Source organism: Brachybacterium kimchii (assembly GCF_023373525.1).
GTDB classification, from domain to species: Bacteria; Actinomycetota; Actinomycetes; order Actinomycetales; family Dermabacteraceae; genus Brachybacterium; species Brachybacterium kimchii.
Window position 1 is genome coordinate 2,828,312 of sequence record NZ_CP097218.1, and the last position, 14,764, is coordinate 2,843,075.

At 68.5% G+C, this 14,764-nt stretch carries 12 protein-coding genes; 7 read left to right on the top strand and 5 right to left on the bottom strand.

Features of this window, described 5'->3' with window-relative positions; all coding sequences use genetic code 11:
* Positions 1 to 11: 11 nt before the first annotated feature.
* A complete protein-coding gene (locus M4486_RS12905) occupies positions 12 to 1,451 on the bottom strand; it encodes an MFS transporter (RefSeq protein ID WP_249477645.1) in 1,440 nt (479 codons plus the stop codon).
* 203 nt (positions 1,452 to 1,654) lie between these two features.
* Between M4486_RS12905 and M4486_RS12910 the strand changes: the two genes are divergently transcribed.
* The 3 genes from M4486_RS12910 (at position 1,655) to nhaA (ending at position 6,069) form a co-directional block, all read left to right on the top strand.
* Positions 1,655 to 2,932: a M20/M25/M40 family metallo-hydrolase gene (locus M4486_RS12910; protein ID WP_249477646.1), complete on the top strand. Its 1,278-nt coding sequence runs from the start codon at positions 1,655 to 1,657 to the stop codon at positions 2,930 to 2,932.
* 167 nt (positions 2,933 to 3,099) lie between these two features.
* Positions 3,100 to 4,605 (top strand): sodium:proton antiporter, encoded by a 1,506-nt coding sequence (locus tag M4486_RS12915; RefSeq protein ID WP_249477647.1) that lies wholly within the window; start codon positions 3,100 to 3,102, stop codon positions 4,603 to 4,605.
* Positions 4,606 to 4,641: 36 nt separating this feature from the next.
* The gene (nhaA, locus tag M4486_RS12920) at positions 4,642 to 6,069 is read left to right on the top strand and encodes a Na+/H+ antiporter NhaA (protein ID WP_249477648.1); all 1,428 of its coding nucleotides are present in this window, start codon (positions 4,642 to 4,644) and stop codon (positions 6,067 to 6,069) included.
* Here the strand turns inward: nhaA and M4486_RS12925 are convergent.
* Positions 6,057 to 6,848, bottom strand: coding sequence for an SDR family NAD(P)-dependent oxidoreductase (locus M4486_RS12925; RefSeq protein WP_249477650.1), 792 nt, complete (start codon positions 6,846 to 6,848; stop codon positions 6,057 to 6,059). The two genes, nhaA and M4486_RS12925, sit on opposite strands and share 13 nt — an antisense overlap.
* A gap of 130 nt (positions 6,849 to 6,978) precedes the next feature.
* Between M4486_RS12925 and M4486_RS12930 the strand changes: the two genes are divergently transcribed.
* Together M4486_RS12930 and M4486_RS12935 are read left to right on the top strand one after the other, a co-directional pair.
* Positions 6,979 to 7,704 carry an SDR family oxidoreductase gene (locus tag M4486_RS12930; RefSeq protein WP_249477652.1) on the top strand — a complete coding sequence of 242 codons (726 nt, stop codon included), beginning with the start codon at positions 6,979 to 6,981 and terminating at the stop codon, positions 7,702 to 7,704.
* A gap of 7 nt (positions 7,705 to 7,711) precedes the next feature.
* A complete protein-coding gene (locus tag M4486_RS12935; RefSeq protein WP_249477653.1) occupies positions 7,712 to 8,437 on the top strand; it encodes a FadR/GntR family transcriptional regulator in 726 nt (241 codons plus the stop codon).
* 39 nt (positions 8,438 to 8,476) lie between these two features.
* Here the strand turns inward: M4486_RS12935 and M4486_RS12940 are convergent, their stop codons facing one another.
* Positions 8,477 to 9,442, bottom strand: a complete 966-nt coding sequence (locus M4486_RS12940) for a sugar-binding transcriptional regulator (RefSeq protein ID WP_249477654.1) — start codon at positions 9,440 to 9,442, stop codon at positions 8,477 to 8,479.
* 148 nt (positions 9,443 to 9,590) lie between these two features.
* Between M4486_RS12940 and M4486_RS12945 the strand changes: the two genes are divergently transcribed.
* Positions 9,591 to 11,021 carry a sugar porter family MFS transporter gene (locus tag M4486_RS12945; protein ID WP_249477655.1) on the top strand — a complete coding sequence of 477 codons (1,431 nt, stop codon included), beginning with the start codon at positions 9,591 to 9,593 and terminating at the stop codon, positions 11,019 to 11,021.
* A 35-nt stretch (positions 11,022 to 11,056) separates the two neighbouring features.
* Positions 11,057 to 12,490 (top strand): sulfatase family protein, encoded by a 1,434-nt coding sequence (locus M4486_RS12950; protein ID WP_249477657.1) that lies wholly within the window; start codon positions 11,057 to 11,059, stop codon positions 12,488 to 12,490.
* A 42-nt stretch (positions 12,491 to 12,532) separates the two neighbouring features.
* Here the strand turns inward: M4486_RS12950 and M4486_RS12955 are convergent, their stop codons facing one another.
* The gene (locus M4486_RS12955) at positions 12,533 to 12,931 is read right to left on the bottom strand and encodes a universal stress protein (RefSeq protein WP_249477659.1); all 399 of its coding nucleotides are present in this window, start codon (positions 12,929 to 12,931) and stop codon (positions 12,533 to 12,535) included.
* Between the two features lie 85 nt (positions 12,932 to 13,016).
* Positions 13,017 to 14,504, bottom strand: coding sequence for an APC family permease (locus tag M4486_RS12960; RefSeq protein ID WP_249477660.1), 1,488 nt, complete (start codon positions 14,502 to 14,504; stop codon positions 13,017 to 13,019).
* Positions 14,505 to 14,764 lie beyond the last annotated feature (260 nt).

The following is a 14,764-nucleotide window of genomic DNA, read 5'->3' on the forward strand; positions in this document are numbered from 1 at the left end:
CCCCCTCGCGGTCAGCGGCCGCAGTCGTCGAGGGCCTGGGTCTCGGCGGTGATCGCCTCGACGCCGTAGTCCTCGCGCTGGGATTCGGGAACGTCGGTGCCCACCAGCGAGGCGCCCGCGGTCTCCTTGAGGAAGAACAGGGCGACGATGCCGAAGAGGCAGCCGAACATGACGTACACGGCCGGGAACTCGAGGAACCCGGTCGCGCTCACCACGGCCTCGTTGATCGGCGCGGCCGTGCCGCCGAAGACCGACGTGAAGAAGTTGTACGTCACCGCGAAGCCCGCGAAGCGCACGTGGGCCGGGAACATCGCCGGGAACGTCGCGGAGATCGTCGAGAGCTGCGGGATGTACAGCAGGCCCAGCACCGCGAAGCCGATGATCGCCCACAAGAAGCCCTGGCCCATGAGGTAGTACATCGGCAGGGCCATGACGAACAGGCCGATCATCGAGGTCCACCACATCTTCTTGCGGCCGATGACGTCGGAGAGACCGCCGCAGAACGGCAGCAGCGCCATCATGATGACCTCGCCGATGAGGATCGTCGCCAGCGATTGGTTCGCCGACATGTTGATCTTGGTCTCGAGGTAGCCCGGCATGTAGGTGAGCAGGGTGTAGTTCGCGATGTTCAGCGGGATCACGAGGCCCGCCATCGTGAGGATCGGCTTCCAGTAGTCGCGGATCAGGCTGACGAGCCCGTGGACGGCGGACTGCTGAGCCTCGCCCTCGTGCTCGAGGTCCTGGAAGACCGGAGTCTCGTCCAGGCGCGACCGCAGGTACAGGCCGATCAGGCCCATCGGCAGCGCGAGGAAGAACGGCAGGCGCCAGCCCCAGGAGGCCATGGCGTCCTCGGAGAGGATGAGCTGCAGGATCAGCACCACGATGGTGCCGAGCGCGAAGCCGCCGAGCGTGCCGAACTCGAGGAAGCTGCCGTAGCGGCCGCGACGCTTGTCCGGCGCGTACTCGGCCATGAACGTGGCCGCGCCGCCGTACTCGCCGCCCGTCGAGAAGCCCTGCACGATGCGCAGCACGGCGAGGAGGATCGGCGCGAGGATGCCGACCTGCTCGTACGTGGGGAGCACGCCGATGAGGGTCGTGGCGAGCGACATGATGATGATCGTGAGGGCGAGGACGTGCTTCCTGCCCAGCCGGTCGCCGAGAGGTCCCCAGATGAAGCCGCCGAAGGGGCGGGCGATGAAGGAGATCGCGAGGAAGGCGTAGGTCCAGAACTGGGCTGCGGAGCCCTCGGGGAAGAAGTGCGAGGCGATATAGGTCGAGACCACGGCGTAGACGCCGTAGTCGTACCACTCGGTGGCGTTGCCCATCGCCGAGGCCGCGACCGCTTCTCTGATGGTCTTGCGCGGCGGGAGATCCGCGAAAGGGGTCCCTCCCGTCGTCGTCGTGGGAGGTTCGTCCGGATGCTTGAACGGGACTGCGGATGACGTGTTCACGTGTCTCCGATCGACGATGACGCACGGGACTCGCCCCCGCACTCGAGTTCGGCCGACGCCTCAGCGTATGTGCCCTACCAGGCACATGCCAGAATGCACAGCCTCTTGCGGCTGTGACCACCGGACATTGCGGGCGGACACGCCCGGACGCATGCCGTCATCGGGCCGCCCGCCACCGGTGCCGCCGCCCGTACAGTGGGCCCATGACCTCGTCTTCCGCTGTTCCGACCCCCGATCCGACACTGGCCTCGACCGCTCGCGAGCTCGTCGAGGCGCTCGTCGCGCTCGACACGACCTCCGCGACCGGGAACCTGCCCGCGATCGCGCTCATGGAGCGGGCGCTGCGGGAGGCCGGCGCCGAGGTGCACGTGCTGCCCAGGGGCGACGGGAGGAACGCGAACCTCGTGGCGACCTTCCCCGCGAACGCGGAGGACGGGCCGGAGGCCGACGGGCGCTTCATCGACCCCGAGGATCCGAGCCGCCGTGGCGTCCTGCTCGCCGGGCACGCCGACTGCGTGCCGGTGACCGGCCAGGACTGGGCGTCTGACCCCTTCACGCCCACCGAGCGCGACGGGCGGCTGTACGGGCGCGGCACCGCGGACATGAAGTCCTACCTGGCGATCGCGACGGCGCTCGCACCCGAATTCGCCGCCGCCCGCCGCACCGTGCCCGTGCACATCGCGGCGACCTGGGAGGAGGAGACCACCTGCAACGGCGCCCGTGCCCTCGTCACCCAGCTCGAGGAGCTCGGGATCCGGCCCGCGGTCGCCTTCGTGGGCGAGCCGACGTCGATGCGGGCCGTGCCCGCCCACAAGTCGATGAACGTGCTGCACGCCGACTTCCACGGCGTCGCCGCCCACTCGAGCCTCCTCCCCCACGGCCTGAACGCGATCCGCTACGCCGCGCGGTTCGTGGACTGGTTCCACCGCGAGATCGTCGACGACCTGCGGGAGAACGGCCCGCACGACCCCGCCTTCCCCGTCGCCTGGACCACCGGCGGCGTGAACCTCTTCGACGGCGGCATCGCCACCAACACCGTCCCCCAGGACGTCCACCTGAAATTCGAGTTCCGCGCCCTCCCGCAGGTCGACGTCGAGCCGATCGTCGCGCGCATCCAGGAGGAGATCGACCGACTGGACCAGCAGATGAAGGCCGATGCACCCGTCGACCCGTCGGACCCCGCGGCGGCGCAGAGGGTGGGCGCGGAGCTCGACGTCGTCTCCCTGCTGTACGGGCTCGACGGCTCGGCCGACGGGCCCGCGGCCCGCGCGGCCGTGGCCCTCGGCGCCGAGCGCACGGAGGAGAAGGTCACCTACGGCACCGAGGCGGGCATCTACGAGCACGCGGGCATGGCCGCGGTGGTCGTGGGCCCGGGAGACATCGCCCAGGCCCACGGCACCGACGAGTTCGTGGAGATCGAGCAGCTCGCCTGGTGCGAGCGCTTCCTGCGGAACGTCGCGGGAGCGCTCGCGGCCTCTTGAGCGTCAGCGGAATCTCGGCCCTCGCAACCCACGTCCTCCCGACTCCCGGACGCTCACGCCCGAACGCGTGCGCCGTGGCACCATGGGCTGCGGTGAGCCGGGAAGTCTGGTCGGCATCAGGGCATAGAGTGCCCTGATCCCCGACCCCGTCCTGCCCTGGAGGCCCGATGACATTCCCGGCCTGGACGATCGCCCCGTTCGTGCTGATGCTCGCGGCGATCGCGATCGCACCGCTCGTCCCCGCGCTCTCGAAGCTCTGGGACCGCCCGCGCAACCAGCTGGTCTACGCCCTCCTGCTGGGCCTGCCCGTCGCGATCGGCGTGATCGCCGTGGGCGAGTGGCACCTGGTCGTCGATGCGCTCGTGGAGTACGGGCAGTTCATCGCGCTGCTCCTCGCCCTGTTCATCGTCTCCGGCGGTTTCTTCCTGCGCGGCGACATCGCCGCGACGCCGCGCGTGAACACGATCTTCCTCGCGATCGGCGGGGTGCTCGCGAGCTTCATCGGCACCACGGGCGCGGCCATGCTGCTGATCCGTCCGCTGCTGAACACGAACCTCGAGCGGCGGCACAAGGCGCACACCGTGGTGTTCGCGATCTTCATCGTCGCCAACTGCGGCGGCCTGCTCACACCGCTCGGCGACCCGCCGCTGTTCCTGGGGATGCTGCGCGGCGTGCCGTTCACCTGGACCTTCCATCTGCTGCCGATGTGGCTGTTCGTCAACGCGATGCTGCTGCTGACGTACTGGGCGCTGGACCGGCGGATCATCGCGCACGAGGCGAAGGAGGACGTCTACGCGGACACCGTGAACGTGATCCCGCTGAAGCTCGTGGGCGCCAGCAACGCCATCTGGTTCGCGATCATCATCTTCGCGGTCGCCCTGATCCCCTCGCTCGATCCCGACGCGATCGTCGAGGGCCATGCGACGTGGACCCAGTACGTGCCCTGGCGGGAGATCGTCATGATCGGCGCGGCCCTGTGCTCGCTGTTCCTGGGCAGCCGCAGCATCCGCTACGACGAGAACGAGTTCGAGTTCGGGCCCATCCAGGAGGTCGCGGCGCTCTTCGTCGGCATCTTCCTGACCATGATCCCGGCGCTCGCGGTGCTGCGCTCCGCCGCCCCGTCGCTCCCCCTGAACGAGATCACGTTGTTCGTGTTCACGGGCGGTCTCAGCTCCGTGCTCGACAACGCCCCCACCTATGCGACCTTCTTCGAGATGGCCTCGCAGCTGCCGGGCGAGCCGCGCGTGGCCGACGTCCCCGAGCTGTACCTGATGGCGATCTCGCTGGGCGCCGTGCTGTGCGGAGCGATGACGTACATCGGCAACGGCCCGAACTTCATGGTGAAGTCGCTCGCCGAGACCTCGGGCGTGAAGATGCCGAGCTTCGGCGGCTACGTGCAGCGCGCCGTCATGTACCTCGCGCCCACGCTGATCGCGATGATGCTGCTGTTCATCGCCCAGCCGCTGTGGCTGAAGGCCATCGGGCTCGCCCTCACCCTGCTGCTGCTCGGCCGGATCATCATGCTGTTCGTGACGACAGACGGCGAGGTCGGCGCGGCACTCGCGCACCTGGACCCCGACGTGCGCGGCACGCGCCCCGCCGTGCCGCCCGTCGGCCGCAGCCGGAAGCCCGCAGGGGCCTTCGACTCCCCGCCCCGGCCCGATGAGCCCTGAGACCCCGGCACCCCCACTCCCGAGGAGAGCCGCACCATGACCAGTCAGCGACGCACCGAGCACGAGTCCCGACGACGCCGCAGGATCCTCGAACGCGGCACCTACCGCGAGCACCTGCGCATCGAGCGGATCCTCACGCAGGAGACCACCGGCGGATTCGTGCTGCTGGGGGCGACCGTGCTCGCCCTCGTGCTCGCGAACTCTCCGCTCGCCCCGGCGTACTTCGGGGTGCGCGATGCGCATCTGGGCTTCGACGTGGGCAGCTTCCACCTGAACCTCAGCATCGGGCACTGGGCGGCCGACGGGCTGCTCGCGATCTTCTTCTTCCTCGCGGGCCTCGAGCTCAAGATGGAGTTCACGGTGGGCGACCTGCGCTCACCGGGGAAGGCGCTGGTGCCGGTCGTCGCCGCGGCAGGCGGCGTCGCCGTGCCCGCCGTCATCTTCACGGTCATCAACGTCTTCGGTCCGCCGGGGGCGCTCACGGGCTGGGCGATCCCCGCCGCGACCGACATCGCCTTCGCCCTCGCCGTGCTCGCCCTGCTGGGCTCGCACCTGCCCAGCGCGGTGCGCACGTTCCTGCTGACCCTCGCGATCGTCGACGACCTCATCGCGATCCTCATCATCGCGATCTTCTACTCGAGCGACCTGCACCTGCTCTACCTCGTGCTCGCGATCGTGCCGATCGCCGCGTACCGCCTGCTGGCCACGCGCGCCGAGTCCCTGTTCCGGATCTCCTACGGCGCGGCATGGTTCCTGCTGCTGCCGCTCGGGGCGATCACCTGGGCGCTGTTCCTGAACTCCGGGGTGCACGCGACGATCGCCGGCGTGGTCCTCGCCTTCATGGTGCCGGTCCGCTCGCGCACCCGCCTGGGCGCGCAGTACTCGCTGGCCGAGACCTTCGAGCACCGCTTCCGGCCGCTGAGCAGCGGGATCGCGGTGCCCGTGTTCGCGTTCTTCAGCGCGGGCGTGGCCGTGGGCGGCGCCAGCGGGCTCCTCGAGGCCTGGGAGTCAAGCGTCACGATCGGCGTGGTCGTCGGGCTCGTGTGCGGCAAGATCCTCGGCATCGTCGGCTCGACGTTCCTGGTCACGCGTCTGCAGCGCGCGAACCTCGATCCCGATGTGCGCTGGATGGATCTCGTGGGCATGGCGGCGCTCGCGGGCATCGGTTTCACCGTCTCGCTGCTCGTCTCGGAGCTCAGCTTCGAGGCGTCCGACCCCATGCACGACCACGCGAAGGTCGGCGTGCTCACCGCCTCCGTGCTCGCCGCCGTGGTGGGCGCGGTGATCCTGCTGCCCCGAGACCGGCACTACAAGCAGATCGCCGAGCGCGAGGCGGCCGACGCGGACGCCGACGGGGTCCCCGACGTGTTCGGCGGGGATGCGGAGGAGCCGTCGGATCGGACGGGCCCGACGGGCCGGCCGGGTGCGACGGGCCCGACGGGCCCCTCGGATCAGCGCCCGTAGGCGCGCGCCGGGATCTGGGTGGCGAGCTTGCCGCCGGAGACGTCCAGCAGCGTGCCGGTGATGAAGCCCGCGGCGTCGCTCGCGAGGAAGATCAGCAGGTTCGCGACGTCGTCCGGGCTCTCCCAGCGCCGCAGCGAGAGCGTGTCCAGGAGGCGGTCCTGGGCGTCCGGGGGCATCTCGGCGAAGCCGTTCATCGCGGTGGGGACCATGCCCGGCGCATAGGCGTTCACCGTGATGTCCCACGGACCGAGCTCGGAGGCGAGCACCCGCGTGAACTGGACGACCGCCGCCTTCGAGGCCGCGTAGGCGGCGCTGCCGACGCTCGGCACGATGGCCGCGAACGACGCCGCGTTGAGGACCCGCCCCCGGCCGGCCTCCTGCATGACCGGGGCGACGGCGCGGCTCATGAGGAACACGCCGCCCATGTTCACGTCGAAGCACGCGCGCCAGCGCTCCCACTCGAGGTCGGCGACGGGCCCGTCGACGTTGATGCCCGCGTTGTTCACGAGCACGTCGATCGTGCCGTGGCGCTCGACGATCTCCGAGACGGCAGCGGAGACCGACTCCGGGTCGGCCACGTTGCAGGTGAGGCGGGTGATCGGAGAGGTCGACGGGCCGCTCGTCGAGGGAGAGCCCGGTCCGTCGCCCTCCTCGGGGAAGGCGAGGTCCAGGGCGACCACGCGCGCGCCCTCGGCGGCGAAGCGCCCGGCGATCACTGCGCCGATGCCGCGCGCGGCGCCCGTGACGACCACGACGCGGTCCTTGAGATCCAGCTCCATCGATGATCCTTTCTCTCGCGCTGTCGGAACGGCGGGCGGAATCGCCCATCGCGAGCGCGCCGACGACAATAAGCATACTATTGCGGTCGGGGCCATTTCGCTCCGACGACTATTGACCCGAGGAGACCGGATGCGAACTCGAGGACCGAGCCTGTGGGTGACCGGTGGCGGCAGCGGCATGGGACGAGCTACGGCGATCAGCGCAGCAACGACCGGCTGGCGGGTGGCCATCAGCGGACGGCGCCGCGAGGCGCTCGAGGAGACAGCCGCCGAAATCACCGCGGCCGGGGGCGACACGACCGTCCTCCCCCTGGACGTCCAAGACCGCGACGCAGTCGCGTCGACCGCGCGCCAGGTCGCTGACCACTTCGGCGGGCTCGATGCCGTGGTCCTCGCCGCCGGCCTGAACACACCACGGCGACGATGGGAGGACCAGGACCTCGGGGAGTTCGACGCCATCGTGCGTACCAATCTTCAAGCGACGGCCAGCGTGATCAGTGCTTCGCTGCCGCACCTGCGTGATGGCGGTGGACTCATCGTGGTGATCTCGTCCTTCGCAGGCTGGGCATTCCAGCCCGGAGCCGGCGTCGCGTACTCGGCCAGCAAGACGGCACTCAGCTCCCTCGTTCGTACGCTCAATCAACAGGAGGCCCCGTACGGTGTCCGCTCCTGTCACCTGTGTCCGGGCGACGTCGCGACCGACTTCCTCGAGCAGCGCCCGCAGGTCCCCGACGCCGAAGCCCGATCTGTGATGCTCACCGCGGACGACATCGCACGCGCGGTGCAGTTCGTCCTGGATTCACCCTCGCACGTGCGGGTCGACGAGCTGGTCGTCTCACCCGTGTCTCAGAGGTGATACGCCCATGAGGCCCCCTGGCGAATCCCGCTTTGACAGCGCGCTGGACACCTTGGGCTGCGCCATCGTCCTCGGTGAGCTCCCCGCTGAGCACGCCGACACCATCGAGGGACTGGTCGCACGCACGGGGGCCTCGCGCAGCGTGGTGCGCGAGGCGACGCGAGTGCTCTCTACGCTGGGGATGTTGACGGCAGGGCGCCGTGTGGGCCTGCGCGTGCTGCCCTTCGACCACTGGGACACGATGGATCCGCTGGTGATCCGATGGCGCTTGCGCTCTCCTGGCCGGATCAAGCAGATCGCGGAGCTGCGCGAGCTGCGCCGAGCCATCGAACCCGAGGCGGCGGCACTGGCGGCACGGCGTGTGAGCAGAGGTGAAGTCTCGAATCGGGCTTGCGGAGCCCTCGCTCACGCCGGTCGCGAGCTACGCACCGTGGCCAGCGGCATCGGTGACGCGACGGAGCCTGCCCACGCCGCCGCATACTTACACGCGGATAGCCTGCTCCATTCGCAGGTGCTCGCCCTCTCGGCGAATGCGATGTTCATCCGCCTGCAGGCCGTGATCGACGAGAGCCTGAGAGAGCGTGCGCTCCACGAGCGCATGGACCTGGCTCCCGAGCCCCATGATGTCGATCTGCATGGAAAGGTCGTCCGGCGGATCCTGGCAGGTGAGCCCCACGCCGCAACCGCCGCGATGCGAGAGATCGTGGAACGCACCGGAGACCTCGATTCCTGACTGGGCCTTGGTTCGACTCACTTCGCTACCGGTTCGCCCTCAAGAATCCAGAAGAGCTACTGCCAAAGGCTCATCGACGACGAGCGTGTCGATGAGCCCACTCCGCACGGCAGCACGCACGGCCTCCACGCGATGTGCGCCCACACAGGTGCCCACAACGTAGGGCACCTGGCGCAACTGCTGGAGCGTCATCCCGACGATGCGGCCGTCGGACCCTGCATCGAGCGCTGCACCACTCTGGTCCAGGACTCGGCCGGAGATGACGGCGCATGCCCCGGCTGCAGTGGTGCGCCGCACGAGATCGACCGGGAGCAGAGGGAGGATCGACGACCCTTCACTGGTCCAGGTGCCGATCCCCACGACAGCGTGGTCGACGCGCTCTGCTCGCCCCAGCGCCCGGGAGATCTCCTCCGTGCGCATGAGTGCGGTGGCGATCTCGCTGCTCGGCGCGACCAGCGGAGCATAGATCGGGTGCGCCGTCCCCTCGGCGATGCGCGCGACCAGACGGACCACTTCGACCGACCCGATCCGATCACCCGCGAACGTGAGAGCCCCTGCGATCTGGACAACGTCGCACGGCGCCAGTCGATCCAGCTCCGCGGGCAGGCACTCGATCACCCGGGACCATCCCAGGCCCAGGGATTCACCGGGCTGCACGGACTCGGAGAGGTACGCAGCCAGCGCTGCGGCGACGGCGTGAGTGCTTCGCCACCGCGACCCCTCGCCAGGAGAGATCGCGGAACGCCCGGCGATGATCACACGCCGCACGCCCAGGGACTCCGCCAGAACGCCGGCAGTTCCGAGCGGCGGTTCTGGGACCGCGACACGGATGGTCACCAATCCACGATCCCGTGCTTCCGTGAGCACGCGGGCAACCTGCCATCGGCTGAGACCTGTTGAGTGCGCAATCTCGGTCTTCGAGCACTCCTCCAAGTAGTACGCCGAAGCAACCTCAGTCATCAGCTCTTCGCTGACCGATTCCTCCCGGCGTCGCATATCCACCATGCGCGCCAGTATTGCACATGTGAGCACTCTATACCGTCATTGATTGCGCGGTCGTTCGGTCGCTCTTTACGCTGAGGGCACATCTGCGGCGCTCTTCGAACGCTCACATGTGCACTCCGCGACACCGGCGTCCCCAGGAGGACAGGACATGCACTCGACTCCGTCGCGCTCCGCGCGCCAGATCCCCCCGTGGTTCATCTATCTGTTCGGAGCACTCGGCGCGATCCTCTGGGGCTACGACACCGGGGTGGTCTCGGGAGTCCTGCTCTACATCAAGAATGACTTCCCGGTGACGGCCACCGAGTCCGGCCTCATCACCTCCTCGTTCACGATCGGCGCCATCATCGGGGCGGTCTCCAGTGCGCTGCTCGTGGATCGTCTGGGTAGACGCCGCCTGCTCCAGGTCGCCGCCATCGTGTTTCTCGTCGGGACTCTTCTGGCGGCGACCGCTGGTAGCGCTGCCGTACTGATCCTGGGTCGCTCAGTGCTGGGCCTGGGGATCGGGTTCGTCTCTGTGAACATCCCGATCTACCTCTCGGAGCTCTCTCCCGCAGGCACCCGCGGCCGGGTGGTCTCCCTCGTGCAGTTCATGAACGCCTTCGGGATCCTTCTCTCGTACATCGCGAACTTCGCGCTGTCGGCCTCCGGAGCCTGGAGGATCATGCTCGCGCTCGCTGTGATCCCAGCGGTGCTGCTGTTCGTCGGCGTCTTCCTGTTGCCCGAGAGCCCCCGCTGGCTGGTGGCTCGGGGACGCCTGGAGGAGGCCGCAGCCGGACTGGCGCGCCGTGACGACGGGCCCGATCCCGCACACACGATTGCCGAGATCCAGCTCGGCCTGGCGGCCTCCCACGGCTCCTGGCGGACCCTGCTCGCACCGTGGGCGCGCCGACCTGCGCTGATCGCGATTCTGCTGACTGTCCTCGCGCAGTTCCTGGGCATCAACGCGATCACGTACTACTCCCCCACCGTGCTCACGGCAATCGGCTTCAGCGAGAGCGCCTCGCTGATCACGACCATTGGATTCGGGTCCATCGCGGTCTCGGCGACGCTTTGGGCTCTGCGCTACGCCGACTCCTTCAGCCGTCGACGGATCCTCATCGGCGGTGCGGCAATCACCGGCAGCGCAATGCTGCTGTGCGCGATCGCCACTTGGTCGTTCGGTCTGACCAGCGTGGTCACAGGCACCGTAGCGATCATCTGCTTCTCGGTCTTCAAGGCGGGTTACGCCTCCACTTGGGCACCCGTCTCGCGCGTGGTGCAGACCGAGATCCTTCCGATCTCGATCCGCGGCACCGCCATGAGCATCTCCGAGGTCGCGAACTTCGCTTCGATCTTCGTCGTCACACTGCTATTCCCCATCCTTCTCCAGGCCGGGGGCGCCGGCTTTGCGTTCCTGACATTCACGACGGTCGGCGCGATCGCGATCGCTCTGCTCTTGATCGTCGTCCCTGAGACGTCCGGACGGTCACTCGAAGAGATCGAGGCGCAGATACGGCGCGGAACGGCCGATTCGCTGCCGGAAGCCACACAATCGGATGGCACCATCGCGCCGCGCCACTCGCACGCTCCCCACTCCTGAGCGCCAGTACCACGACCTGAGTCCGAAAGGAATCCATGACCTCGCACCGCCCGAACATCCTGTTTGTCATCACCGACCAGCAGCGCTTCGACACGATCGCGGCACTCGGCCACGAGCACGCGATCACCCCCAACCTGGATCAGCTGGTGCGCTCCGGAACAACGTTCACCCGCACCTATGTGACCGCGCCGTCGTGCGCGCCGTCGCGCGCAAGCCTGTTCACGGGGATGTATCCCCACTCGACGGGTGTCCTCAAGAACAACGATCCCTGGACCCACTCCTGGGTCGAGCTGCTCGCCGATTCGGGCTATCGCTGTGCCAACGTCGGGAAAATGCACACCTACCCGTACACCAGCAGCGTCGGCTTCCACGAGCGCCATGTCGTGGAGAACAAGGACCGATCGAACCCCGCTCTCCCCTTCTTCCTCGACGAGTGGGACAAGGCCTTCCATGCCCGTGGACTCGTGAAGCCGGACCGCGCCACGAAGTACCGCGGGATCCCGGACTACCGGGAGCGGCTCGGCGCCTTCGAATGGGATGCCCCCGACGACCTCCATGTCGACAACTTCGTCGGCGGCCTCGCGAGTCACTGGCTGGATGTCTACCCCGGCGATGAGCCGTTCTTCCTGCAGGTCGGCTTTCCTGGCCCACACCCCCCATACGACCCCACGGCCGACGCCCTTCGGCAATACACGGGCCGCACCATGCCGACGCCCTACGATTCGCCGGAGGATCGCGAGCACCAGCCGGCAGCCATCAAGGACCTCATCCGCGACAACCTTGAGGTCGACCACGACGCGATCGTGCACCTCGAGCACCCCAGCCCCGAGCAGATCGACCGCCAGCGCAGGCACTACATGGCGAATGTGACGATGATCGATGCCCAGGTCGGACAGTTGCTGGACGCCCTAGAGCGGCGCGGCGTCCTCGAGGACACCGTCATCATCTTCACCTCCGACCACGGTGACTGCCTGAACGACCACGGGCACATCCAGAAGTGGTCGATGTACGAGTCGAGCGTCCGTGTACCGGCGATCGTCGCGGGCCCAGGGATCGTCGCAGACCATCGGGTGGACGGACTCACTTCCCTCTTCGATCTGGGGCCCACGATCCTCGAGCTCGCTGGCGTGACCCCGCCTGAATGGATGGAGGCGCACTCGCTGATGCCTGGGATCCGAGGTGACGCCGACTTCGGGAGGGAATACGCCTTCGCGGAGCATGCCAGGGACATGATCCTGCAGAAGACTGACCTGATGACGATGGTGCGGGACGACCGCTGGAAGCTCGTCGAGTTCATCGACCACGAGGACGGGCAACTGTTCGACCTCGAAGACGACCCCCACGAGATGGTGAACCTGTGGGAATCTGCCGCCCATCGGAGTCAGCGAGACCGGCTTTCCCGTGTCATCGCCCGTTGGAGAGCCGAGAGCGCACTCCTCACCGCCGGTTGGTCAGCTGCCTTCCGCTGACCGTATCCCTAGCGGGTGACGCAACTCGGCACGCCAGATAGGTCAGCGCCCCCGCGCCTTCGGCTTCACGCAGACCACGGGGCACGGAGCCTCCATGATCACGCGCTGGGCCGTGGAGCCCAGCAGCATCTTGCCGATGGGGGTGCGGCGGCGCACCCCCAGCACGACCAGGTCGATCTTCTCGTTGTCGATGGTCTGGAGGATGTCGTCGGCCGCGTCGTCGCGCCGCGGCACGTTCCGCAGCTCGAAGTGCACGCCGCCGGCCTCCAGCCGCTCGTGCAGGGGCTCGCGCCCCGCGTCGCCCGCGTTCTTGCGGGGATCGTCGCTGCGCTCGGAGGCGAGCACCACGAGCGTCGCGTCCTTGGTCCTCGCCTCCTCCAGCGCGTACTCGAGGGCGGCCTCGCTGGTGGGGCTGGGCACGTAGCCGAGCAGGATCTTCATCGTCGACTCCAGGTGTCTCGGGGTTGCTCAGGGTGGATCGGGATCGCGAGGTCTCGACGAGCGCCGCGACCAGGCACCCGGCCGCTCACTCGCGGCCGATCTCGTCCTGGTCGTGGAAGCGCGTGCGCCTGCCCTTGATCGCGGAGTTGTACAGGTAGGTGACTGCGTACAGCACGAGGCCCACGCCCAGCAGGCCGCCCGCGATGTAGTAGTTCTCCTTGGGCTGGGCGAGGGGGGTGACGAGGATCAGGGAGGTGACCCCGCCGATCACGGCCACCACGGTGGGGGTGCGGAAGTGCCCCTTCGCGCCCGGGTCCTTGCGGAGCACGATCACGGAGACGTTGACCAGGCAGAACACGATCAGCAGCAGCAGCGCCGTGGTGCCGCCGAGGTTCTTGATGATGGTCTCCGGCAGCGCGTAGCTGACGACCACGACGAGCGCGAAGGCGAGGAGCGTCGAGAAGACGATGCCGCCCACGGGGCTGCGGCGCCCCTTGAGGACGACCCCCAGGAACGGCGGGAGCACGCCCTGCTTGGCCATGCCGTAGAGCAGTCGCGAGGCCATCATCATGTTGATCAGCACGGTGTTGGCGACCGCGAAGATCGAGATGATCGGGAAGATCGTGTCCATCGGCAGGTTCGGCGCGCCGTGCGAGACCACGCTCAGCAGCGGCGTGGTCGCGGTGGTGAGCTCTCCGATCGGGACCACTGCGACTGCCGTGAGGGAGACCAGCACGTAGACCACGCCCGTGATCGACAGGCCGCCCAGCAGCATCTTCGGGAAGTTCTTCGAGGGGTTCACGGTCTCCTCGGCCATGTTCACCGAGTCCTCGAAGCCGACCATCGAGAAGAACGCGAGGGCGGTCGCGCCGATCACGGCCATGAACATGCTCTTGTCCTCGGGCGCCTCGAACAGCACCACCCGCGAGAAGTCCGCGTCGCCGCGGCCGATCGCGAGGAAGCCGATGATCAGCACCATCGCCAGGCCGCTGAGCTCGATGAGGGTGAGCACCACGTTGGCCTTCACGGACTCGCTCACGCCGTAGGAGTTCACGCAGGCCACGACGGCGATGAAGACGAGCGCGATGATCACCGCGACGTGATGCGAGGCGTCGGCCCCGAGGGAGTCCTCGAGGTGGAAGACCGCCAGCACGTTCTCCGCGAGGAAGATCGCGCTGTTGGAGGCCGAGGTGATGCCCGAGGACAGCACGGCGAAGGTCACCATGAAGGTGACGAAGTGGATGCCGAAGGCCTTGTGGACGTACAGGGCGGCGCCCGCGGCCTGCGGGTACTTCGTCACCATCTCCACGTAGGAGAGCGCCGTCATCATCGCGACCACGAACGCGAGGATCACCGGCAGCCAGCCCGCGCCGCCCACCTGGCCGGCGACCTGGCCGGTCAGCGCGTAGACCCCGGTGCCCAGGATGTCGCCGACGATGAACAGCAGCAGCAGGCCGGGGGTGATGGCCTTCTTGAGCTCGGTGCCCTGGCCCGAGGACGAGCCGTCGCCGTCGGGGGCGGGGAGGGTGGGATCGCCGGGTGCGCCGGAGCCGGCGCCGGTTTCCTGTGTCATGAGGGACTCCCGGGGTCGGAGGTGGGGAAGGTATCGGGCGGGTACGGCGCACGGCGCGGATCTCGCGCTCGGTGACGCCGACTCGGGCGGGCGGGGCACCCGCGGCGCGGGCCCTGGGCCCGCGATCTGGGGATCCTACCGCAGCGTGAGCGCGCTCACGGGATCAGCGCCGGGGCGCAGGGGCCGACGGTGGAGCTCCGTCGGCCTAGGCTGGACGCACCCGTGCGCAGCGCGGCGTCGGCCGACCTCCCGATCGAGAG